Genomic DNA, 22,069 nt, shown 5'->3' on the forward strand with positions numbered 1-22,069 from the left:
TCCTTTTAGTTTCTTCTAATGAATGTTGTATTGATGTTTTCAAAAGAACCAGTTAACGCATGAATGTTAATTTTCCAAGTGCCTTTTTCATTTAGTAAGAGGTTTTCAGCCGAGAAGTGTCCATTCTTTAATCGTTTCAGCTGAAATTCGTTTGGCGTTTCATCACCGAACAAGGAGACTTTGTGGATCTTAGCTGTCACAGATTGAATGTCTGTGATCGTTTGTCCATCCTTCTTCGTAAATGCCACCTCGAACGTGTTTTTACCAGGAGCATTCGGGGTAATGCTCAAAGATACAAGGTCACGATGCTCCACCTGATTGGCTGCAAAGAATGGCTCTGGTGCAGGCGGCGGAGGACTTGGGATATTGGTGAATACGGCTGTTAATAGTAAAATAGCGATCCCAATGATCCACTCTGCTCGTAAAGATACGTTTCGTTTCTGCTTCTTTTCCCATCTCAGCATCAAATAATGGACGAGCCCAAGGAGACCCATGATGATAAATAAACCAAGTTTGATTAAGAAGGTGCGTCCATAAGCTGATTGGAAAAGGGCATCAAATGATTGCAGAATAAAAATCGCATTCACAAACCCAGAAAACACAATCAGTCCAACCGAGAGCAGTGCCCACGGATGAAAAGCTGTCAGGGTGCTGCGTATGAGCGGCTGATCTTCATTCGGCAGTTTCTTCATCAAAAGAAGGACAATGGCTGTTAAGCCGCCGACCCAAATGGATGCAGAAACGAGATGAATGAAGTCAAGTGACGTTGTCAGTATTTTATTATCTGTTGCGGCTGGATGACCGATTTGTGCTTTTAGCCAAAGGAGCACGATGAAAATGAGCAGTGGAAACAGCCATACCCGGAAGGAAGTGAAGTTTCCTTTTTTCATCGTCACAATCGTCCAGATCGTCAGTAGAACAAATGACGCCATTAGCATCATCCACATACTCCCGCCCGAAGTCGACGCAATGGTTTCTTGTAAAAGCGATGGTTGAAATGCCCCTAAAAAGGACACGTCTGCCGCTGATTTAGTTTGAATCGGCAGCTGAAACAAGAGTGCTCCGCCCATCATGATCAGTGAAACAGTCAAAAGTCGCTTCATTCGCCGGGCTAAAACGTCGGTTATGGGCGCTTTAAACCATAGAAGCCCAAATAAAATGGTTCCAAGAAATAAGCTAAATGACGTATACAGAAAGGCTTTGTCAATGGTTGAAGCCATATCGATGGATTCACTTGATTGTCCTTGATCTAATTGATCAAATCCTCCATCCGCTTTTCCAATACTAAACGGAATCATGCCAGACACAGAGTGCCCATCGGCTGATACCGCGTTCCACTGAATGGTGTAAATGCCTTTAGGTAGATTCTTTTTTAAAGCTGCTTCCATGATCTTTTGCTCTTTGATGACCGTATCTCCTTGATCGACACGATCCCCTTTTGCATTAAACACCTTAATGGCATGAAATCCGCTTTCGATTCCTTCACTAAAGGTGATGGAGACTGCCGGAGGCTGCTGATCCAGTTCTTCATTTGCTACTGGATTTGAGCTCACCACATATGCATGAGCAAACGCTTCTTTTGGCATGAAAAAGGAGAACATGAAGAGAAGCAGCAGAAGCCACTTACAATATTTCAACAATGTGAATAACCGCCTTTCTACCTATGAAAATGTCTCATGTATCAGAAAGAAAGCGGCAGTAAACTGTGAGTCACAGAAAAAACCGCTCTTTCTATTGTACCGCTCACTCTAAAAGGTAAACGAAACAAATAGCAAGATGGTTCACTTTTTCTGTGTCATGTCTTGTCTGCGCAGACGTTTCTTGAATGTTTGATCAATATAAGCCTATTCGATTTAAGTAGAGGAAACAAGAAGTGACCATTTGAAAGTTGTGAAATTCCAATGAATTTTGCGCCAAAACAACAGTAGATTCAACTTTTACCCCGCTATCATCTATCGTATGCCGAGAGGTGTCACATTATTTTTCAATTTTGTCACACACTAAGTGACAAAGTGACATTTAGTTTCAATTGAAGGGAAAGTGAAAGCGTTTTACGATAGGTATAAGGGCTTCACTGACTCTTGTTCTTATATCTTTTGACCTATAAAGCCCGAAATAAAGGGAGAGAAGAAAGGGGTTTTCACAGATGCAGGAAAAAAGCGGATTCCGCGTGAAAGTACAGCGCTTTGGAAGCTATTTAAGCGGCATGATTATGCCGAATATTGGTGCATTTATTGCATGGGGACTCATTACAGCTTTGTTCATTCCAAGTGGTTATCTTCCGAATGAGCAATTAGCTACACTCGTTGGACCGATGATTAACTACTTACTGCCGCTCTTAATTGGTTACACAGGCGGTAAACTCGTCTATGACCATCGAGGCGGAGTGCTCGGTGCTACGGCTACGATTGGGGTCATTGTTGGCTCAGACATTCCAATGTTTTTAGGTGCCATGATCATGGGGCCGCTGGGCGGTTATCTCATGAAGAAAATCGACCAGCTGTTCAAAGACCGAATCAAATCTGGCTTTGAAATGCTTGTGAATAACTTTACGGCAGGTATCCTCGGTGCCATTCTTGTTGCCATTGCATTTTATGCCATCGGCCCAGTGGTACTAGGTCTGAATAAAGCCCTTGCGGCAGGTGTAGATATCATTGTCAATGCTCATTTACTACCGCTGGCAAGTATCTTCATTGAACCTGCAAAAGTATTGTTCTTAAACAATGCGATTAACCAAGGTATTTTAGGTCCGTTAGGGGTCGAGCAAGCAGCGAAGACAGGGCAGTCTGTTCTGTTCTTGCTTGAAACAAACCCAGGGCCAGGCTTAGGGGTTCTTCTTGCGTATATGTTCTTTGGAAGAGGAAATGCGAAACAGTCTGCACCAGGTGCCATTGTCATTCAGTTCTTAGGGGGAATCCATGAAATTTACTTCCCGTACATCTTAATGAAACCAAAACTTATTTTGGCTGTCATTGCAGGGGGAGCAAGTGGTGTCCTGACGTTCACATTATTAAATGCAGGATTAAAAGCTGTGCCGTCACCAGGAAGTATTATTGCGCTTATGCTGATGTCTCCAAAAGGCGGTCACCTTGCCGTTTTAGCAGGGGTTGTAGTAGCAGCTATCGTATCGTTCCTTGTCGCATCGGTCATTTTGAAAGCATCTAAAGAAGTTGACGAAGATTTAACAGCAGCAACAGAAAAGATGCAGGACATGAAAGGCAAGAAAAGTGCAGCCGCCGCTGCCCTTACAGCACAAAAAGAAGACGCTGAAGCAAACGAGCAAGCAGCATCTCCAAGTGACGTCAATCCAGATGACGTGAACAAAATCATCTTTGCCTGCGATGCAGGGATGGGTTCAAGTGCAATGGGTGCGTCCATTCTGAAAAACAAAGTGAAAAAGGCAGAGCTTGATATCGATGTGACAAACACATCTATCAGCAACATCCCAGACGATGCGGATGTGGTCTTTACTCATAAAGATTTAACAGACAGAGCAAAGGCAAAGCTGCCAGGCGCTGTGCATATCTCAGTGGATAATTTCTTAAACAGCCCGAAATATGATGAGCTGATTGAGAAATTGAAAAAATAACATGACGAAACGGGTTGAGTCCAATTTTTCCTAATTGAACTCCCCGTTTTGGTTGTTTTCCTGATTTTTATTCTAAAAAAGGTGTGTGATCATGTATGAAACAAGTACTTTCTAAAGACAATATTTTTCTAAACGAACAAGCAGGTTCTAAAGAAGAAGCCATCAAAAAAGCAGGTGAAGTCCTCGTAGCAAACGGCTATGTCACAAGTGATTATGTCGACAAAATGTTTGAAAGAGAAAAGATCTCTTCTACATTTATGGGAAACGGCATTGCGATCCCTCATGGAACAGAGGATGCGAAAGCGGCTGTCCTTCATTCAGGGATTTCCATTATCCAAATTCCCGATGGCGTTGAATACGGTGAAGGAAATATGGCGAAAGTCGTCTTTGGGATCGCTGGGAAAAACAACGAGCATCTTGATATTCTGTCTCAAATTGCGATTGTCTGTTCAGAAGAAGAAAATGTAGAACGTATCATTCATGCAAAGGATCAGGATGAACTGATCGCCATCTTTAACGAGGTGAACTAACATGAAGGCACTTCATTTTGGAGCAGGGAATATTGGCAGAGGGTTTATCGGATCTTTGTTAAAGACATCAGGCTTTGAGCTTGTCTTTACCGATGTGAATGAAGCGGTCATCAATGAGCTGAATGAAAGAGGAGAATACACGGTTGAACTCGCTGCACCAGGGCAGAAGCAAGAAGTAGTCGGGCCCGTATCAGCGATCAATTCTTCGCAAAACCCAGCGGCATTAACAGAGGCCGTTGCCACAGCCAATTTGATTACAACAGCTGTTGGACCAGCCGTATTGAAGATCATTGCCTCATCGATTGCTGAAGGATTAAAACAAAAAAAGCCTGACCATATCATCAACATCGTGGCATGTGAAAATATGATTGGGGGAAGTGCTCATTTAAAAGAAGCGGTGTTCTCTCATTTAACAGTAGATGAGCAAGCAGCGATATCACAAACCATTGGCTTTCCGAACGCTGCGGTTGACCGCATTGTTCCGATTCAGCACCATGAGGACATTCTCAAAGTGTCAGTTGAACCATTTTTCGAGTGGGTCATTGATGAGACGGGCTTTATTGGAGATGTTCCTCAAATTGACGGAGCGACCTTTGTCCAAGATTTGACGCCGTATATTGAACGGAAGCTTTTCACCGTCAATACAGGACATGCACTAGCGGCTTATGTTGGGTATCAGCAAGGCGTAAAAACCATTAAAGAAGCTGTTGATACACCAGACATTCGTCAGGTGGTCGAAGGTGCCCTTCATGAAACGGGCAGTTATTTAATTGACGCGTATGGCTTCCGAAAAGAAGAACATGATGCGTATATTCAAAAAATCATCAAGCGATTTGAAAATGCTTTTATTTCCGATGAAGTGACTCGTGTCGCACGCTCTCCTCTTAGAAAGCTGGGAGCAGATGACCGTTTAATCGGTCCAGCGAAAAAGATCAAGCAGCCAGTGTACTTAATCAAAGGTATCGCTGCCGCTTTGGCTTACGACTTTGCAGAAGACGAAGAAGCGGTTCGCTTGCAGGCATTAAGGAAAGAAAAAGGCATTGAAGGTGTGCTTCAAGAGGTATGTGGACTCAAACCTGAAGACGATCTCTATCAAGACATCCTCAAAGAAACCGAGCTTTAATCAAAAAATCCCTTTCTAACGTAAGAAAGGGATTTTTTTTCATGACTTTTTTAATACTTTCCCCTGCATGACGATATATGTAGTAAGGGGGAATTAGAACATGAAAAAGAAAGCGTTTGCTTCGAGAAGTGTCTTTTTTCAATTGATGTTAGCCATTATCGTTATGACAATTTTAACAGGCGGACTTGTAGGAACAACGGGGTATTTTTTAGCGAAAAATGTATTAATTGATGCAGGGAAAGCAGATTTAAAACACATCGTAAATGGAGCGATGGCCACTCTTGAACAATTGAACGACCGTGTGGAGAAAAAGGAGCTGACGCTTGAACAGGCGCAGGAACAAGCCCGTATTTATTTGAACGGGCCTAAAAATGACGACGGCAAAGGGTACCAATTTCAAAAATCAGATTTTATCTATAAAAATAAAGGCTATCTTGTCGCATATGGAGCCGATTATTCATCACAGGTTCATCCGGTTAACGACATCGGCGTCATCCCAGATAACACGACAAATCGCCAAAAAATGGTTGATGGCGCCACAGCAAAAGGCGAAGATGCACACTATATCACCTATATGGATAAAGACGATGCCACGGGGGAAGAAAAGCAAAAGCTCGCTTATATGAATCAGTTTACTCCGTGGAATTGGAGTATAGGAATCGCCGTATTTCAGGATGAATTTTATAAAGAACTAGAGCAGATGAAGCTCTATATTATTCTCATTACAGCAGGTGTTGCTCTTTTAAGTATGGGTGTCTTTTACCTGTCAGCCCGAGGTAAAGTGAGACTGCTCAAGCAAGTCACGGCTGCTTCAAAAGAAATTGCGGCGGGCAATATTGAACGCACCAGTTTAAAAGAAACCTCTGATGAAATTGGGCAGCTGGCAAAAGGCTTTAATCATATGTCAGGAGAGCTCAGAACACTTGTGAGCGGTTTGCAGGAAACGAGCAGCCAGCTCGTCGAATCTGCGACAGATCTGTCCGCCATCTCTGAAGAAACATCAGCCAGCAGCGAAGAAATTGGCCGAGCAATTGGAGATATCTCAACTGGGACCCTTCATCAGGCATCAGACCTTGAGGTAGCCAATCAACAAATGACTCAGTTCAATCAATCCATTGAAAATGTCAAAGAACAAAGCGACCAGATCAAACGAATTTCAGACCAGTCGAATCAATCTTCCGAGCAGGGTCAGCAAATTGTCCAGCAGCTAAAACAATCAAATGAGCAATCCATTCAGGCATCTCAAGGCATTCGATTAGGGATCGAGCAGTTAAGTACAAAAGTACAAGATATTTCTCAAATCACAGATACCATTGAAAGCATTTCAAATGAAACGAACTTACTGGCCCTGAATGCGAGCATTGAAGCAGCTCGTGCAGGAGAGCATGGCAAAGGATTCTCGGTTGTGGCGAGTGAAGTGCGGAATTTAGCTGAACAGACAAAGCAATCAGCTGTTCAAATCCAACAGATGATTCAAGGCATTAAAGAAGAAACGACCGCTACAGCTGGCATGATGTCCAAAACAATGGATCGTTTTGCCGAGCTTGATGAAGCGGTTCACGCAACAGAACAAGAATTCAATTCCATCTCTACATCGATTTCACAAACCATCGTTGAAACGAATGCGATGGCAAAAGAGCTGAACACATTACTGGAACAAAACGACCTCATCACAAAAGCGATGCATGGTGCAGCGCATATTTCTCAAGAAAATGCCGCAGCGATTGAAGAAATCACTGCATCTACAGACGAACAAGTCACCGCCATCTCCAATGTGGCGAAGGCAGCAGAAAGGCTCAATGAGCTAAGCATGCGATTGAATCAAGATATTGCACGTTATCGTTTATAAGGTATGGTCAAACGGACGTCGAGAAGTCGATGTCCGTTTTTTATTTAGACGACTTTCGTCCGTATTGCCCGTCGCTTTTGATTTGTTTGGTACGTTCGATAGGCTTTCCAAGCATTGGCACATAAAAGCCCTGTGAGTAAGTAAGATAAGCTGTTAAATAAATAGAAGTCCACACATGAAACGACAGCACACAGGATACCAAAGATGATTTGATCACGATTCTTTGCTGGTGAAGTAGGTGGATCAGTCAACATAAAGAATGCAAGGAACAAGACGGCATTTAAGTAGGGCGTCACAAAAGCAGATGAAGCATCCGTTAAGCCAATGAACCCCAATATGAGGTGGATCAGGCCGTATGCTGCTAGAAAGGCGAAAACTTGCGGGAACTTTTGTACGCGGCTTGTCACCAAATAACCGCCGGCCACCACAAGGACTATGGTCCACCAAGGTAGAAGAGACATACCGCCCCACCAGCTTTGATTGGAAGAAAATAAAATGACTGAGAGCCATAAACCAAATGCGGCTGGATTCAAAATTGGTTTCTTTTGATAAGTGATGACATGCTTAGATAAAATGGCCGCTGCGGCTGTGAAAGCAGATACAGCAAAAGAAGTAGCTGGACTGAGAACAATGCCAATAATCAGCCCTGTGAGCAGAGCTCCATCAGGGAATGTGTGTTTATGACGTTTCCGAATCACTCTTGAAATAAAAGTGTCAATAATCAGTGCTGTCCCGATGCTGGTGGCAACTGTAGTGAGACCACTAAGAAATCCAGTGTGCAGACTGCCGGCGGCTAGAAGAACCAAAAGAATGGCAATGACATACCGTTTCGGCGTCCGAATGTAGGTTTTTAGTGAAGGCGATGATTTCAAAAGTGTTTGGTCTGTGATTGGTGCTGGCTGTAATTCCATGATGGAACCTCCTTCATCTCCGGTGTTATGGTCATATCAGCATCTTGATCCACCATCACGGCAGGTATTTCATGTTCGGCTAAAAATGAATAACCCTCTTCTCGGCCTAATAAAAAAGCAGCTGTGGATAGACTATCGGCGAGCATGCCGAGTGGTGCAATAACGGTACAGCTTAACAAACTTTGTTCAGACTGTTTCGTTTGAGGGTGAATCAAATGGTGTGTATGAGGATCATAACGGCTGATCCGTTCATAGCTGCCAGATGTACAAATCGCACAATTAGTTGTTTGAATGACCGAGATGTTGGTCTGTTTGTGAATGGGATGCCGAATCCCAATTGTCCACTCTTCTTGTTGTTCGTTAAACCCAGATACCAACACATCCCCGCCAGCATTCATCATAAAGCCCTCCCATGCTTCAAGTTCTTTTGCTGCAAGATCGCATGCGAATCCCTTTGCAATAGAACCAAAATCCAAAATCAGCGGTTTGTTCAAATAGATAGTCCGATTCTTCTCGTTTAACTGGACATCACGGTAATGAACAGCTGTATGTGGTACGTCATCTGATGAAAAAGTTTGTCCTGTCGTGTACAACCGATTGAATCCTTTTTGTTCCATGACTTTCCCGATGGTTGGATCATACTTTCCATTTGTTAATTCAGCTAACTCTAACGCATAGGCTGTTAAATCGAAAAGCATTTCACTGACAAATACCTCTTGCTTGGAGCGATTGGCTAACTTCATGACTTCAGAATCAGAGCGGAAACGGCTAAACCGATGCTCGATATCGTAAAAAATGGAAAAAGCGCGATTGATGTCTTCTAAAACAGCTCGTCGATCTTCTTCAAAGGCAACCACTTGAATATTGATAACAGTTCCCATAGCCAGCATGGATTTTTGATAAGTCATCAGTTTTTGTTGTCCTAACCATTTCATCATAGTGTCTCCTCTCTATGCCTTTGCCTGCTCTAAAGCCTGAGCAACAGCTGTTTCAAAATCCTGAGTACTTAATGTTGCACCACTCACCGTATCTACATCAGCACTTTGTCTGATAACCACTTCATTAGGTAATGATGAGATGGAGCTTTGCCCGTATCTAGTGTTATCACTCGTAATCTCGACAGAAGTGATATTTCCTTGTTGGATGGTAACAGATACACTGATAGAGCCAATCTCATTTGATCCAGTACCAGAGTAAGTACCATCCTTGAGTTCAGTTTCTGAAGTGGTATCTTCTGTTTGAGTGGCAGTAGTATCTGATGTGAGAGATGTATTATTAGAAGTGTCTGTTTGTGTATTTGATTGTGCTGTCTGAACGGCTTGCGCATGATGGGTAGTTGCATAACCAGTGATGTATAAGCTGCTGATAGCTGCGGTGCAAAGACTAATCATTTTCTTATTTATTTTTGCCATGATGTATCCTACCTCCTATTACCATCTACTATATAGAAGAAATTTGAACAAACCATGAACAAGAAAAGAACGATTTTAGATAATGGGTATGAAGAATCAAAATATTGCACGTTATCGTTTATCATTTATTTTTGACTGTGGTTCATTTATCAGGTAGGATGAAATGAATCTAAACCTTGCTCACGCAATTAAAAAGGAGTGTTTCGACCATGAAAAAGAAAATATTGATGTTCTTACCTTGTGGCTACGGATACTCCACTGCTGTTTTCTTTTAGGATAGACAAAAATTGGTGAAGTCTGTCTACAGGAGGAAAAACACGCAGAAAAATCATAGTGAGTGAGGGATATACATGGAAAAAATCACGAGGAAAAATCCAGAAAGTATGCCGAAACCCGTTGGCAACTACAGTCATATCACAAGGGTGCCAAAGGGTGCGGGGTTATTTGTGACATCAGGTCAAGTAGGGACAGGAGCGGATGGACAGATCCCATCAAGCTTAAACGACCAAGTCACCAATACGTTTGAAAATATAAAAAAAGTCCTTGCATCAGAAGGATTGAATGAAGAACACGTCATCAAAGTCAATATTTGGGCAACAGAAGAAATTGATTGGGATCATCTATATCCACAGTGGGATGCAATCTTCAAAACGGCATATCCATCAATGACCGTTGCCTATGTGACGGCATTAGGGTGGCCAGAGCTGAAAATCGAAATAGAGCTATGGTGTGCGGATATTTAATTAAAAAAAGAACAGTGCAAACTGTTCTTTCAGCGTGTAGACAAACCCTTGCATTCTTTGTCAGTCCTGCGTGCTGGTGCTCACGAATGTCAAATTTGCTCCGCGCCAGTACTCGTCCTTCCTAGGGCTGCAAAGGTTTTCTATCACGCTGAAAAGAAGACAAAGGGCTAAAATCAAGGTCATTTTAGCCCTTTGTCAACAATCTGAAAGAACAGTGCAAACTGTTCTTTTTTTGATGAGTATTTATGAAACAGCTTGGAATCGCTTTGTAATGAATGCACCGAGAAATGCACAGACTGTGTAGATGATGACCCAAATGAGAAAGGTTTTATTTCCACCAATAGAGGTGAACATTAGAATCACACTCGCTACCAGCACAATCAAGGTAGGAAACCAAATGTTCTTTAAAAACAATGTGCCGAAAATCCCAATCAGCACAGAGATCATAGGTAAACCAAATACAACGAATAAGACAAAAACAGCCATGTTGATCACTCCTTTGAACAAACCAACTATTTACATAAAAATATATAATAGTGCAGCACCCATATGCGGAAGGGCAAAGATGATGAAAAGAAAAGCCGTATCAAGACGCCACATCCGGTGTTCTTTTGTTTCAGAATGATAGGCCGCTCGTGCCTCGTCCCCGCTGGTCCATGCACCCATAAGAAATCCAGATGCAACAAACGCAATAATAGAGATTCCACCACTGACAAACCCAATCCATTCATGGTGCTGTAATATGAGCGCCGCACTGCAAATCACAATCATGGAGCAAACACCAGCAAAAAAAGCATGTTTCTTACTCATTACGCTTCACTCCTTCGGACAGCTATGAGGAGACCGCATCACATATTTCAATGAAATGTCCATCAGGATCAGACACATAACTGACCGTTTGTCCCCACGGCTTCTTGGCAGGTTCCTTGATGACAGGTACCCCTTTTCCCTTCAAGGACGCAATGGTTTCATTCACATCATCCACAACAAAGCCAATCTCAAACGTTTGTGATGAGCTGATTGCCTCTGGAACAGGCAGCCCAAGTGCCTCTTTCACATCTTGGCGTGAATTAATCGATAGGGTGACTTCTCCTGTATCAAACTCAACATAGGATTCAACCCTCAATTTAATCGGGAAACCGAGGATATGATGGTAGAACTGAATACTTGCTTCAACATCGTTTACATATAGAATGGTATATTTCATTTTCATATGGAAAGCTCCTTTCTTCATATACGTGTCAAAACCGGAAAGGTTTCCCACTCATTTTACCACATGGGTCATAAGATTCATTGAATTCCAAAAAAACCAATATTTTCACCTCGATCGTCTTGAAAAACAAAATGTGGTGACATATGATAAAAATGTAAAATGAGAAAAAATAGGGGGAACTTACATGTTAAAAAAAATCATGGTCGCTGTCTTGTCTTTCGGTCTTTTACTTAGCTTTACACAAGTTGACACACACACAGCGGATGCAAAGACAGTCAAGTACAAAAACTGCAAAGCACTCAACAAAGTGTATAAAGGCGGCGTGGCAAAAAGCAAAAATACGAAAAACAAAGGTGGAAAAACGAAGTACAAGCCTTATGTATCAAAAGCACTTTACTTAAAAAATAAACACCTTGACCGTGATAAAGACGGCATTGCGTGTGAACGTTAAGAAGAAGTAAAAAGACCTGTCACAAGGTCTTTTTTCTATGGGATCAAACTCGTCCCTTTGTGCCATCTTCATCTTTATATTAAAATAAAGATAGATTCAAAAAATGATACAAAGTGGGGTACTCAATTTGTCAACACAAGCTGATAAGAAAGACATCCGATTGATTGCCATTGATATGGATGGCACGCTGTTAAACAGTGAGCACGTCATTCCTCAGGAAAATAAACAAGCCATTAAAGAAGCAGAAGCCAAAGGGGTCCATGTGGTGATTAGCACAGGACGTACGCTGATGACATGCCGAGAGCTGGTCGAGCCGCTGAAACTCTCTTCCTATCTTGTCACAGCGAACGGAAGTGAAATTTGGGATTCAAACTTCCAGTTGATCGAACGAGAACTGTTGCATCCCGATCACGTTCAGATGATGTGGGATCTAAAAAACAGATACGAAACCGATTACTGGGCATCTACTGTGGATAAAGTGTGGAGAGGAGAATTCCCAGAACGCATTCATGACCACGAATGGTTGAAATTCGGTTTTGATATTCATGACGATGCTGTTCGTGAGGAAGTCCTCCATACATTGAAAACAAATGGACAGCTAGAAATCACGAATTCCAGTCCAACCAATATCGAAGTCAATGCAGCAGGCATTAACAAAGCGGCAGCTCTTGCAAAAGTAGCAGAACGCATAGGCTGTACAATGGACAACGTCATGTCACTTGGCGACAGTTTGAATGATATGGCGATGATTCAAGAAGCCGGATTAGGCATTGCAATGGGCAATGCACAAGAAGTTGTGAAAGAAGCGGCTGATTGGATTACGGCTCCTAATACAGAGCACGGGGTAGCAAAAGCCATCCAACATTGGGTGCTGTCTAAATAAACGAGTAGAAAAACAGATTGTTGACAAAAAACCTTTGCAGTCTAGGATGGACAACTACTTTTGCGGAGCGATTTTTCGTAAGCACTAGCGCGCAGGACGAACAAAGAATGCGAGAGTTTGTCGACACGCTGAAAGTGAGAGGACATGACCTCTCACTTTTTATTTTCTCCTAGTTCTAATGTTATATGAGCTTGAAATACACTGGTATAAAGGGGTTTTTAGGGTATTTATTTTAAACCTCCCCTAGTTTATAAATTGATTGCATCTTCAAAGTATTTACCATAAAGAGTAATATATCCTGATTTTTGTTAACTAAATAAGGATTAAAAGACTAAATGTGTTCAAAATTGATAAAAAATGTATAAAATATTGCCTGGATTTGCTAATGTTTTTTCAGGCCAAAAAACACTTGTGGATGCATCTGCTTTTGAGGAGAATTCAAAATGAAAAAACAAATCATTGCAGGGACACTAACACTAACAACTTTATTTTCAATTTTGTCACCAGTAACTTCTTTTGCAGCGGAGACAAAGACTTCAACAAATGTAGAAACTAAATTGCAAAGAACAGTCTTACAAACAGCTGTTGAAATGAATGAACCTAAAGCAAGCACAAAAGGTTTGAAAAAAGATGCTTTAGTATTTGCCCTAAGGCATGGCGGCCCCCTTATAGGTAAATTGCTAGGCAATTTAAGTTCAAAGAATGGCAAGCGGGTAGCCGAGAACTCAAAAGCAATTGCAAACAAACTTGATAAACTATCAAAAGATATTGAACAAACGATGATTGATTTTATGCACTTTGAGTTAGGTTTTCCAATTAGCGCTGCTCGCTCAATTGCTTGGGCCATTATGCAAGGTATTTAAAAAATGGAGTTGTTTAAATGTCTATTGAAAAAGAATTAGAATTATTAAAGTACCAAGTTTACCTTTTGAAAAAAATGGTGGTAAATGAAGAGCATCCTTTTTTTATGTATGCATTGGATCACAATCTCGATGAAAAACAAGTAAAGATGATTTGTAAAGTGTTAAATGTACTTTCGCATAGACTAACGGATGACACTGATCAAAATTCAAATGAATATCATCAACATGTTAGCGAAGAAGATAAACTTTTATATGAGAATTTCTCAATCTTGCCGGAAGACTTAACAAAAGATGAAAAACCAAGTATAAAGGAATTTGAATTACTAAAAGAAAAAATCTTTTCTGACAGCATTAATTCTAAGTACCTTTTACTAAGTTTGAAGAGACAACATATTCAACCTAAAGTATGTGAATTTCTTCTTGAAGAATTAGAAGCCTCTCTTGATTAAGAGAGGTCTTTTTTGTGTTTGCTTTTGCGGTTTCTTTTCGGTGTGGAATTATTCAGAAAATGATAATATATGTCATTATAGGGAATATCAAGGAAGGTGTAGGGTCTTATGGAGAAAGTGCTTTCTTCTCATGTCGGTATGAAAATCAATGAATGGTATTACCATATTCAAAGATTTAACGTACCGGACGCCGAAGCATATAAAGAAGAAATAAAATCTTTGCTCGATGATATGGAAGAAAACCAAGATTTATTATTATACTTCTCACTTATGGAGTTCCGACATAAATTAATGTTGGATTATTTGAATCCATTGGAAAATGGAAAAGAGCGTGCCAACTTTAGAGAGTTAGCAATGAAGATCAAAAGGGACCAAGAGAAATTAACGGGTTTACTTGATTATTATTTTAACTTTTTCTATGGCATGTACGAATTTGAAAACTATGAATACCTCAACGCCATTACCTTCTACAAACGAGCAGAAAAAAAGCTATCTCTTGTAAGTGATGATATTGAACGTGCCGAATTTAATTACAAGATGGCTGAAATCTATTACCACATGAAACAAAACCACATGTCTATGCACCATATAGCACAGGCGATAGAATGTTACCGAGAAAAAGAAACATACACAGTTAGAGAAATACAATGTTCTTTTGTCATTGGGTTAAACTATATAGATATGGGCTGCCCAGAAAAAGCCTCACCGCATTTTGAACACGCACTAGAAAAAGCTGCCGAAAACTCAACAAAACGATTAGAAGGATCAGCGCTATATAATTTAGGATTAAGCTATTTTCACAACGACGAATTATCTGTTGCAATTAAATACTTTAACGATTCAATAAATTCATTCAAAGAAAGAGGATATGAACATTTAAACAAAATTCTCGATCCGCTAGTCATGTTGACGAAATCCTATTTTAAAAGTGGTCAAAGTGATCTAGGGTTATACGCTTTAAACAATGGCATTGAACTAGCTGAAAAATTAAAAGATGACATATTTGTGAATACGTTTATTTTATTGAAATCATTATACATAGAAAACAATGTAAACCGGATAAAAGAAGCAATGGAATACTTGGAGTCAAAGTCCTTTTTGGCGAATCTTGAAGATTTATCGAAAGATGCAGCGAAGCATTATAATAAAGCAGGAGATATAGAGCGAGCAAACGAATTTTATGAGAAGGTTCTTTATTTCCAACACCAAATTAAAAGGGGAGACTGTCTTTATGAAATTTAAGTCAGTAGTAACCATATTAATAATTGTAAGTGTGTTAGGTGCTTTTAGTTATGTTTCGTCAAACGATACCTACAATGAAGCCCAAAGAGGACATACATCAAGTATTGGTTATTTTGCCTAAAAAAGCCCTATACGGGGCTTTTTTATTTGAATATCTTTTTCATTAGCTTGCCGGTTGTTTTACCCGCAGCACGTCGCATGATACGTTTTCCGATAGTACCTTTTTGAACGGCGTTGACGTCACCTAGGTATTTTGATGTTTTATATAGAAGTGATCTTATTTTGTTTATGTTCATTTTACGCTCCTTTTACGTCTGTCCATTATTAAAAAACTCCCCCAATTCTCCCCCGATACTACCCCAAATGAATGTTTTTATCTGCATTTGTTTGCAAACGTTTGTTCTTGTTTAATATATAAAAAGGTTGATAGAATAACCTTTTTGAGAATGAGACCGAAAGTATGCAAGGGACACAATCCCCTAGTTCTATTGTTATATTTTCTAACAATTTCATGTGCAGTCTATCCAAAGTTGGTATAATCAATATAAATTCGAATATTCGGACTTTCTATTCCGTAATTCGGAACGACAAGGAGGGGTCCTATGTATCAAGTGGATATTAACTGTGATTTGGGAGAAAGTTTTGGTCAATACACCATCGGTTCAGATGAACAAATTCTTGAATATGTTACCTCAGCCAATATTGCATGCGGTTTTCATGCGGGAGATCCAACTGTGATGAGAAAGACGGTTAAAATGGCACTGGATAAAGGGGTCCAAATTGGTGCACATCCAGGTCTGCAAGATTTAATCGGTTTTGGTAGACGTCCAATCGCTATCTCAGCAGAGGAAGCCTATGATCTTGTGATCTATCAAATTGGTGCACTATCAGCCTTTCTGAAAGCAGAAGGCGGTACGATGCAGCACGTGAAACCACACGGCGCCCTTTACAACATGGCGGCTAAAAATACTGAATTATCTGAATCAATTGTGAAAGCTGTATATGATTTTGATCCAAACCTTGTGCTATTTGCACTGTCAGGCAGTGAACTTGCGTCAGCAGGGGAAAGAATCGATCTTCAAGTGGCACATGAAGTTTTTTCTGATCGGACCTATCAACCAGACGGGACACTGACGTCCCGCCGTGAACCTCATGCACTCATTGAAGAGGATGAAAAGGCAGTTCAGCAGGTCATCCGTATGGTAAGAGAGGGGAAAGTGCGGACAGTACAAGGGCAAGATGTTCAGCTCAAAGCAGATACGGTGTGCATTCACGGGGATGGCAGTCACGCACTTCAATTTGCAAAAACCATTACAGCGAAGCTAAAAGAAGCCAATATTCAACTCAAGGCCTTTCGATAAATCGTCATCAAAGGGGGAAACAGCATGAGAAGAGAGAAAGCCAAACACATGAAAGCTCCAAAAGGGAACCGTTCTATGCTGATGGGCGCAGCCTTTTTAATGGCAACGTCCGCCATTGGACCGGGATTTTTAACACAAACAACGGTGTTCACACAGCAGCTCACAGCTAGCTTTGGGTTTGTCATCTTGATTTCGATTTTGCTAGACATTTTTGCGCAAACAAATGTATGGCGTATCATTGCCGTCTCGGAAAAAAGGGGTCAGGACATTGCCAATATGGTTCTGCCGGGGCTCGGATATGTGTTAGCCTGTTTGATTGTCATTGGGGGTCTTGCCTTTAATATTGGAAATATCGCTGGTGCGGGTCTCGGTTTTCAGGTCATATTCGGCGTCGATCCCCGCATAGGGGCTGGGGTCAGTGCAGTCATTGCCATTCTCATTTTTGTCATCAAAGAGGCAGGAAAAGCGATGGACCGATTCACACAAATCGCTGGTTTTGTCATGATTGGTCTGATGCTGTATGTGGCTATTTCCACAGCACCGCCAGTTGGAGAAGCGGTTATGAGAACTTTCGTGCCAGAGAAAATTGACATGTTATCGATTGTCACACTTGTCGGCGGGACAGTTGGTGGCTATATCGTTTTTGCTGGTGGTCATCGTCTGCTGGATGCTGGCATTAAGGGGAAGGAAGCACTGCCTCAAGTGACAAAAAGCTCCGTTTTCGGTATTTTGATCACATCCGTGATGCGTGTGGCTTTATTTTTAGCCGTTCTAGGAGTTGTCTCAAAAGGCTTACAGATTGATCCAGCGAACCCGCCTGCGTCTGTTTTTCAATTAGCATCTGGAAATATTGGGTATAAAATGTTCGGCATCATTATGTGGGCTGCTGCCATTACTTCGGTCATTGGAGCGGCATACACCTCCGTTTCCTTCTTTAAAACCTTCTCACCAAAAATCGAGAAAAATCAACGAGGCATTATCGTTGGATTCATTGCGCTCTCGACCATTTGTTTTATCACGATTGGAAGACCTGTGAACATATTGGTTTTGGTTGGGGCCATCAATGCATTGATCTTGCCGCTTGCACTAGGAACATTACTGATCGCCGCCTATAAAAAAGAGATTGTCGGTGATTATCGCCATCCATTCTTTTTGACAGCAACAGGTGCGTTTGTTGTTGTCATCATGGCAATTATGGGCGGATATACCATCATCAATGAAATTCCAAAACTATGGAGCTGATCATATGAATGCATATCAAACCTACGAGCCGTCACAAATCAGGGAATTGATTCGTAAGCAGAAGATCACAGGACCAACCGCTGGCTTTGCAGAGGGATTTACGCAAGCCAACTTAATGATCGTCAAAAAAGAACTAGCCTTCGATTTTCTTTTATTTTGTCAGCGAAATCCGGCTTCGTGCCCTTTGCTTGATGTGCTTGATGTAGGTGATCCAGTGCCGAGGCGTTCAGCACCTGATGCGGATATTCGAACGGATTTTCCTAAATACCGTGTTTACCAAAAAGGGGTTCTTCAAGAAGAGGTAACAGATATTTCTTCCTATTGGGAAGATGATATGGTCGCCTTCCTCATCGGATGCAGCTTTACGTTTGAGCATGCGCTCATGCTGAATGACATTCCTGTCCGCCATATTGAAGACGGTCATAATGTCCCAATGTATCAAACGAACATACCATGTGAAAGGGCAGGTGTATTTCATGGTCCGATGGTTGTCAGTATGAGGCCGATCCCAGCGCATCAAGTCACAAGAAGTGTTCAGGTGACGTCTAGATTCCCATCAGTACATGGCGGTCCTATCCATATAGGTGATCCAGCTTTGATTGGCATTGAACATTTAGATCAACCAGACTTTGGAGAACCATCTGTGATCAAAGAAGGGGAAGTCCCGGTGTTTTGGGCATGTGGTGTGACGCCGCAAGCCATCGTTATGCACACTAAGCCAGACATTGCGATCACCCATGCACCCGGTCATATGTTTATCACAGACTTAAGAGATCAAAAGCTCGGTGTCCTGTAGAAAGAGAGGTGTCATAAGATTGGCATTTTCAACGATAAAAGATACGATCACGTTCCACCCGCTAGGAGACGCAGCCATTGTCATTCAAGCCGGGACTGACATAAGTGAAGACATTCATAAGCGTGTGAAGCAGCTGTTTTCATGTATTGAACAGCATCCATTTGAAGGATATGTGGAAGCTGTTCAAGCTTTTACAAACGTGACCGTCTTTTATGAGCCTTATAAGGTGTATCAATCTGCTCAGCTTAAGCAACGTGCAATCTCTCCGTATGAATGGGTCAAAGACTATATTGAAAACCTCCTTGAAGACAACTGGCAGGAGGGGAATCAGGCAAAGCGCCGGATCGTCGACATTCCTGTATGTTATGGAGGAGAGCTCGGTCCTGACTTAGAAGAAGTCGCCCGTATCAATGGTTTGACGCCTGAAGAAGTTGTACGTATTCACACATCCGGGACGTATCTTGTCTATATGATTGGGTTTGCTCCTGGGTTCCCGTTTTTAGGCGGACTTTCTGAAAAAATTGCAGCTCCGCGTAGAGAAACACCAAGAATGTCGATTCCGAAAGGGTCTGTGGGTATTGCGGGGAAGCAGACAGGGGTTTATCCGATATCTACACCCGGAGGCTGGCAGCTCATTGGACAAACCCCTTTGTCCTTATTTCGGCCGAATGCTGAGAGACCTAGTCTACTAAAGGCAGGGGACGAGGTTCGATTTGTTCAACTGTCTGAAAAGGAATTTTTCAGCATGAAGGAGGAAGACCGTTGAGTATTCATGTCATCAAGCCAGGAATGTTCACCACCATTCAAGATAAAGGGAGAATAGGCTATCAGAAGTACGGTGTGTTAACGAGCGGCGGCATGGACTCGCTCTCGCTCCGAATCGCCAACATCCTCACCGGGAATCAAGAAAATGAAGCGGTGCTGGAAATCACATTAATGGGACCCGGCCCAGTGTTTACATGTCAGAAGGATCAGCTGATCGCCTTGACCGGTGCTGATGTGGAGGTTGAGATTGACGGGGAACAAGCGCCTCTATGGAAACCGCTCTTCATTCGAGCAGGAAGCACGATCACCTTTGGCCCTTGTAAGAGGGGATGCCGCTCCTACCTCGCTGTAGCCGGTGGATTTGATGTTGAGCCGGTGATGAAAAGTAAAAGTACGTACGTCAGAGCGAAGATAGGCGGGATAGAAGGGCGTCCGCTAGAAAAAGGAGACGTCCTGCCAATTAGAGAACCGTCACCACTGGCGGAGCGCCTCGTTCACATGTTAAAAAGCAAAGGGGAACGTGCGCCAGACTGGACAGTCAATCATGCTCATTTTTTGCCTCTCGGGAAATCACCAGTCATTCGGGTGCTGGCAGGCAGACATCTATCTCATTTTCAGGAAGAATCGCAGCAAGCTTTTTTCGAACGGTCTTATCAGGTCACTCCCCAATCTGATCGTATGGGATGCAGATTGAAAGGAGAACCGATTCGTTTAAAGCAAAAACTTGAATTGATTTCAGAAGCGGTTGCTTTTGGCTCTATTCAAATTCCTCCTGACGGCCAGCCAATTATTCTGCTCGCAGATCGCCAGACGACAGGTGGATATCCCCGTATTGGTGAGGTGGCAACAGTCGATTTGCCGCTCATTGCGCAGGCGATGCCTGGAGCGAATCTCACGTTTCAACAAATTGAACGCCAAGAAGCAGAGCAAGCCTTATTCACACAAGAAGCAGAGATGAAGGACCTGACGGCAAGATTAAAACTAGAAGCATTTTCGTTTTAGAAAAGGTGAGAAACATGCAGAACACAAATAAAACCGTTGTGAAATCAATGGAGATATTACGGCTTTTTATTACAAACGAACAATTAACGTTAAATGACATGATTGAGCTCTCGAGCATGCCCAAAACATCTGTACACCGAATGGCCAACTCGTTAGCTGATACGGGGTTATTAGAAAAGCATCCTTCAGGTGTTTACCGATTAGGATTGATGTTCCTTGAATACGGTCAGCTTGTTGCCGAGCGCCTCGATATCCGTAGAATTGCAAGGCCCTTTATGGAAAACTTGCGTGATGAGGTAGGTGAGGCTGTTCAGCTCATTATTCGTGAAGGAGATGAAGCCATTTATGTGGAGAAAATGGAAGGAACGCAGCCTGTCCGGCTCTATACCGCTGTCGGAAGAAGATCCCCATTATATGCGGGAGCTTGTGCGAGAAGTATTCTTTCCTTTTTGCCAGAGGAAGAGAGACTTGCCTATATTGATTCGGTAGAGCTCGGGAAAATCGGGATCGGGACCATTACCGATAAAGATGTCCTGCGAAACATGATCGAAGAATCAAACAGGCGCGGATATACGTTAAGCTATTCAGAGCTTGAAAACTATACTGCCGCTATTGGAGCGCCCATTTTCAATCATCACGGAGAAGTGGCAGCAGGCATTAGTATTGCAGGGTTTGAGGCCGGCTATCAAAAGGAACGGCTCCCTTATTTAATTGAGCAGGTCAAAAAAGCGGCCAGCGGCATTTCAAAAGAATTAGGTTTTGCATCTGAACAAATAAAAAACCAATGACCGTTAAGATCATTGGTTTTTTGCGTGTTCATGATTAGAAAGTTTTACCTAAAGCTTTTGCACGTTCGATTGCATCTGCTTTAATTTGTTCTGCTTTTGCAGGCTCAGCATTGTGACCTTCAACAATAAGGCCTTCGAAAGAAGGAATACCGAAGAAGTTTGCAATTGTTCCAAGGTAACGGTGACCTGCTTCTAGTTCAGCAGCAGGACCTTCAGTGTAATATCCGCCACGTGCTTGGATGTGTAGCGCTTTTTTGTCTGTTAGTAATCCAACAGGACCTTGCTCAGTGTATTTGAATGTTTTACCAGCTACCGCAACAGAGTCGATGTATGCTTTAAGAACTGGTGGGAATGAGAAGTTCCAAAGTGGTGAAACAAATACGTATTTGTCAGCAGAAACGAATTGATCGCTTAATTCGTTTAGGCGAGCAACTTTCGCTTGCTCTTCAGCTGAAAGTGTATCGAAGCCAGCACCAGATTGAAGCTTGCCCCATCCAGCGAATACATCTGCATCAATGTGAGGAATGTTTTCTTTGTACAAATCGATATGTACAACCTCGTCACTTGGATTTGCTTCCTTATAAGATTCGATAAATGCTTTAGCAGTAGCCATACTGTAAGAAACTGTTTCATCATGCGGATGTGCAGTGATGTATAAAACTTTTGCCATGTTCATTCAATCCTTCCTGTTTCAATGATTTTTTTAGCGTATCCCAAAGATACACTGAATATGTGGCATCTTTAATCATATTGGAATGCTATGAAAAAGATGTAACAAGCACAGTTACATAAAAACTGATATTTTCATTGTAATCACTATATAGTTTGAAGTCAAGGTATAAAGTCTTGAAATCAAG

At 42.0% G+C, this 22,069-nt stretch carries 24 protein-coding genes; 16 read left to right on the forward strand and 8 right to left on the reverse strand.

All coding sequences use genetic code 11. The features are described from left to right. Positions 1–5: 5 nt before the first annotated feature. Positions 6–1,640 (reverse strand): copper resistance protein CopC, encoded by a 1,635-nt coding sequence (locus NST57_RS02275; RefSeq protein ID WP_142153985.1) that lies wholly within the window; start codon positions 1,638–1,640, stop codon positions 6–8. Positions 1,641–2,146: 506 nt separating this feature from the next. On the opposite strand from NST57_RS02275, the gene NST57_RS02280 reads away from it, so the two are divergent. The 4 genes from NST57_RS02280 to NST57_RS02295 all read left to right on the forward strand — a co-directional run bounded on the left by NST57_RS02280 (position 2,147) and on the right by NST57_RS02295 (position 7,091). Further along, a complete protein-coding gene (locus NST57_RS02280; RefSeq protein WP_341297947.1) occupies positions 2,147–3,589 on the forward strand; it encodes a PTS mannitol transporter subunit IICB in 1,443 nt (480 codons plus the stop codon). Positions 3,590–3,684: 95 nt separating this feature from the next. Further along, positions 3,685–4,119 (forward strand): PTS sugar transporter subunit IIA, encoded by a 435-nt coding sequence (locus tag NST57_RS02285; RefSeq protein WP_142153989.1) that lies wholly within the window; start codon positions 3,685–3,687, stop codon positions 4,117–4,119. Position 4,120: 1 nt separating this feature from the next. Continuing rightward, the gene (locus NST57_RS02290; RefSeq protein WP_341297948.1) at positions 4,121–5,242 is read left to right on the forward strand and encodes a mannitol-1-phosphate 5-dehydrogenase; all 1,122 of its coding nucleotides are present in this window, start codon (positions 4,121–4,123) and stop codon (positions 5,240–5,242) included. Positions 5,243–5,342: 100 nt separating this feature from the next. Continuing rightward, positions 5,343–7,091, forward strand: a complete 1,749-nt coding sequence (locus NST57_RS02295; protein WP_142153993.1) for a methyl-accepting chemotaxis protein — start codon at positions 5,343–5,345, stop codon at positions 7,089–7,091. A gap of 44 nt (positions 7,092–7,135) precedes the next feature. Here NST57_RS02295 and NST57_RS02300 read toward each other — a convergent pair whose 3' ends face one another. Genes NST57_RS02300 through NST57_RS02310 form a run of 3 tightly spaced genes read right to left on the reverse strand, consistent with a single transcriptional unit; the run spans position 7,136 to position 9,414 of the window. Then, entirely contained in the window at positions 7,136–8,002 is an 867-nt protein-coding gene (locus NST57_RS02300; protein WP_142153995.1) for an RnfABCDGE type electron transport complex subunit D, read from the reverse strand. Then, a complete protein-coding gene (locus NST57_RS02305) occupies positions 7,960–8,937 on the reverse strand; it encodes an FAD:protein FMN transferase (protein ID WP_142153997.1) in 978 nt (325 codons plus the stop codon). Before NST57_RS02305 ends, NST57_RS02300 begins: the two co-directional genes overlap by 43 nt. A gap of 15 nt (positions 8,938–8,952) precedes the next feature. After that, positions 8,953–9,414, reverse strand: coding sequence for an FMN-binding protein (locus tag NST57_RS02310; protein WP_341297949.1), 462 nt, complete (start codon positions 9,412–9,414; stop codon positions 8,953–8,955). A 350-nt stretch (positions 9,415–9,764) separates the two neighbouring features. Between NST57_RS02310 and NST57_RS02315 the strand changes: the two genes are divergently transcribed. After that, positions 9,765–10,157: a RidA family protein gene (locus NST57_RS02315; RefSeq protein ID WP_341297950.1), complete on the forward strand. Its 393-nt coding sequence runs from the start codon at positions 9,765–9,767 to the stop codon at positions 10,155–10,157. A 243-nt stretch (positions 10,158–10,400) separates the two neighbouring features. Here the strand turns inward: NST57_RS02315 and NST57_RS02320 are convergent, their stop codons facing one another. Genes NST57_RS02320 through NST57_RS02330 form a run of 3 tightly spaced genes read right to left on the reverse strand, consistent with a single transcriptional unit; the run spans position 10,401 to position 11,370 of the window. Continuing rightward, a complete protein-coding gene (locus NST57_RS02320; RefSeq protein WP_142154001.1) occupies positions 10,401–10,643 on the reverse strand; it encodes a DUF2651 family protein in 243 nt (80 codons plus the stop codon). A gap of 30 nt (positions 10,644–10,673) precedes the next feature. After that, positions 10,674–10,967: a DUF5316 family protein gene (locus NST57_RS02325; RefSeq protein WP_341297951.1), complete on the reverse strand. Its 294-nt coding sequence runs from the start codon at positions 10,965–10,967 to the stop codon at positions 10,674–10,676. Between the two features lie 22 nt (positions 10,968–10,989). Continuing rightward, positions 10,990–11,370 carry a VOC family protein gene (locus NST57_RS02330; protein ID WP_341297952.1) on the reverse strand — a complete coding sequence of 127 codons (381 nt, stop codon included), beginning with the start codon at positions 11,368–11,370 and terminating at the stop codon, positions 10,990–10,992. Between the two features lie 184 nt (positions 11,371–11,554). On the opposite strand from NST57_RS02330, the gene NST57_RS02335 reads away from it, so the two are divergent. From NST57_RS02335 to NST57_RS02385, 11 genes are all read left to right on the forward strand, one after another. Then, complete coding sequence (locus tag NST57_RS02335; RefSeq protein ID WP_017366629.1) at positions 11,555–11,821, forward strand: excalibur calcium-binding domain-containing protein; 267 nt, start codon at positions 11,555–11,557, stop codon at positions 11,819–11,821. A 103-nt stretch (positions 11,822–11,924) separates the two neighbouring features. Next, positions 11,925–12,704, forward strand: a complete 780-nt coding sequence (locus tag NST57_RS02340; protein WP_445818774.1) for a Cof-type HAD-IIB family hydrolase — start codon at positions 11,925–11,927, stop codon at positions 12,702–12,704. A gap of 443 nt (positions 12,705–13,147) precedes the next feature. Then, a complete protein-coding gene (locus tag NST57_RS02345) occupies positions 13,148–13,567 on the forward strand; it encodes a hypothetical protein (RefSeq protein ID WP_341297954.1) in 420 nt (139 codons plus the stop codon). Between the two features lie 17 nt (positions 13,568–13,584). Beyond that, complete coding sequence (locus NST57_RS02350) at positions 13,585–14,016, forward strand: DUF1878 family protein (protein WP_341297955.1); 432 nt, start codon at positions 13,585–13,587, stop codon at positions 14,014–14,016. Between the two features lie 108 nt (positions 14,017–14,124). Then, positions 14,125–15,258, forward strand: coding sequence for a response regulator aspartate phosphatase (locus tag NST57_RS02355; protein ID WP_142154012.1), 1,134 nt, complete (start codon positions 14,125–14,127; stop codon positions 15,256–15,258). Between the two features lie 602 nt (positions 15,259–15,860). After that, positions 15,861–16,619: a LamB/YcsF family protein gene (locus NST57_RS02360; protein ID WP_341297956.1), complete on the forward strand. Its 759-nt coding sequence runs from the start codon at positions 15,861–15,863 to the stop codon at positions 16,617–16,619. A 24-nt stretch (positions 16,620–16,643) separates the two neighbouring features. Beyond that, on the forward strand, positions 16,644–17,861 hold the full coding sequence (locus NST57_RS02365; protein WP_341297957.1) for an NRAMP family divalent metal transporter: 1,218 nt from the start codon (positions 16,644–16,646) through the stop codon (positions 17,859–17,861). Between the two features lie 4 nt (positions 17,862–17,865). Next, positions 17,866–18,657 (forward strand): putative hydro-lyase, encoded by a 792-nt coding sequence (locus NST57_RS02370; protein ID WP_142154017.1) that lies wholly within the window; start codon positions 17,866–17,868, stop codon positions 18,655–18,657. Between the two features lie 19 nt (positions 18,658–18,676). Beyond that, positions 18,677–19,423: a 5-oxoprolinase subunit PxpB gene (gene pxpB, locus NST57_RS02375; protein WP_142154019.1), complete on the forward strand. Its 747-nt coding sequence runs from the start codon at positions 18,677–18,679 to the stop codon at positions 19,421–19,423. Continuing rightward, positions 19,420–20,424 carry a 5-oxoprolinase/urea amidolyase family protein gene (locus NST57_RS02380; RefSeq protein WP_142154022.1) on the forward strand — a complete coding sequence of 335 codons (1,005 nt, stop codon included), beginning with the start codon at positions 19,420–19,422 and terminating at the stop codon, positions 20,422–20,424. The genes pxpB and NST57_RS02380 overlap by 4 nt, the downstream gene beginning before the upstream one ends. Positions 20,425–20,438: 14 nt before the next feature. Then, positions 20,439–21,212 (forward strand): IclR family transcriptional regulator, encoded by a 774-nt coding sequence (locus NST57_RS02385; protein WP_341297958.1) that lies wholly within the window; start codon positions 20,439–20,441, stop codon positions 21,210–21,212. A gap of 34 nt (positions 21,213–21,246) precedes the next feature. Here NST57_RS02385 and NST57_RS02390 read toward each other — a convergent pair whose 3' ends face one another. Then, the gene (locus tag NST57_RS02390) at positions 21,247–21,882 is read right to left on the reverse strand and encodes an FMN-dependent NADH-azoreductase (RefSeq protein WP_024720223.1); all 636 of its coding nucleotides are present in this window, start codon (positions 21,880–21,882) and stop codon (positions 21,247–21,249) included. Between the last annotated feature and the right edge of the window lie 187 nt (positions 21,883–22,069).

The sequence above is a fragment of the Bacillus sp. FSL M8-0077 genome, from assembly GCF_038050255.1.
Lineage (GTDB): Bacteria > Bacillota > Bacilli > Bacillales > Bacillaceae > Bacillus > Bacillus altitudinis.

Coding starts and splice junctions, on each gene's coding strand:
- NST57_RS02280 (WP_341297947.1), top strand. CDS start 2,147: ATGCAGGAAAAAAGCGGATTCCGCGTGAAAGTACAGCGCTTTGGAAGC.
- NST57_RS02285 (WP_142153989.1), top strand. CDS start 3,685: ATGAAACAAGTACTTTCTAAAGACAATATTTTTCTAAACGAACAAGCA.
- NST57_RS02290 (WP_341297948.1), top strand. CDS start 4,121: ATGAAGGCACTTCATTTTGGAGCAGGGAATATTGGCAGAGGGTTTATC.
- NST57_RS02295 (WP_142153993.1), top strand. CDS start 5,343: ATGAAAAAGAAAGCGTTTGCTTCGAGAAGTGTCTTTTTTCAATTGATG.
- NST57_RS02300 (WP_142153995.1), bottom strand. CDS start 8,002: ATGGAATTACAGCCAGCACCAATCACAGACCAAACACTTTTGAAATCA.
- NST57_RS02305 (WP_142153997.1), bottom strand. CDS start 8,937: ATGAAATGGTTAGGACAACAAAAACTGATGACTTATCAAAAATCCATG.
- NST57_RS02310 (WP_341297949.1), bottom strand. CDS start 9,414: ATGGCAAAAATAAATAAGAAAATGATTAGTCTTTGCACCGCAGCTATC.
- NST57_RS02315 (WP_341297950.1), top strand. CDS start 9,765: ATGGAAAAAATCACGAGGAAAAATCCAGAAAGTATGCCGAAACCCGTT.
- NST57_RS02320 (WP_142154001.1), bottom strand. CDS start 10,643: ATGGCTGTTTTTGTCTTATTCGTTGTATTTGGTTTACCTATGATCTCT.
- NST57_RS02325 (WP_341297951.1), bottom strand. CDS start 10,967: ATGAGTAAGAAACATGCTTTTTTTGCTGGTGTTTGCTCCATGATTGTG.
- NST57_RS02330 (WP_341297952.1), bottom strand. CDS start 11,370: ATGAAAATGAAATATACCATTCTATATGTAAACGATGTTGAAGCAAGT.
- NST57_RS02335 (WP_017366629.1), top strand. CDS start 11,555: ATGTTAAAAAAAATCATGGTCGCTGTCTTGTCTTTCGGTCTTTTACTT.
- NST57_RS02340 (WP_445818774.1), top strand. CDS start 11,925: ATGATACAAAGTGGGGTACTCAATTTGTCAACACAAGCTGATAAGAAA.
- NST57_RS02345 (WP_341297954.1), top strand. CDS start 13,148: ATGAAAAAACAAATCATTGCAGGGACACTAACACTAACAACTTTATTT.
- NST57_RS02350 (WP_341297955.1), top strand. CDS start 13,585: ATGTCTATTGAAAAAGAATTAGAATTATTAAAGTACCAAGTTTACCTT.
- NST57_RS02355 (WP_142154012.1), top strand. CDS start 14,125: ATGGAGAAAGTGCTTTCTTCTCATGTCGGTATGAAAATCAATGAATGG.
- NST57_RS02360 (WP_341297956.1), top strand. CDS start 15,861: ATGTATCAAGTGGATATTAACTGTGATTTGGGAGAAAGTTTTGGTCAA.
- NST57_RS02365 (WP_341297957.1), top strand. CDS start 16,644: ATGAGAAGAGAGAAAGCCAAACACATGAAAGCTCCAAAAGGGAACCGT.
- NST57_RS02370 (WP_142154017.1), top strand. CDS start 17,866: ATGAATGCATATCAAACCTACGAGCCGTCACAAATCAGGGAATTGATT.
- NST57_RS02385 (WP_341297958.1), top strand. CDS start 20,439: ATGCAGAACACAAATAAAACCGTTGTGAAATCAATGGAGATATTACGG.
- NST57_RS02390 (WP_024720223.1), bottom strand. CDS start 21,882: ATGGCAAAAGTTTTATACATCACTGCACATCCGCATGATGAAACAGTT.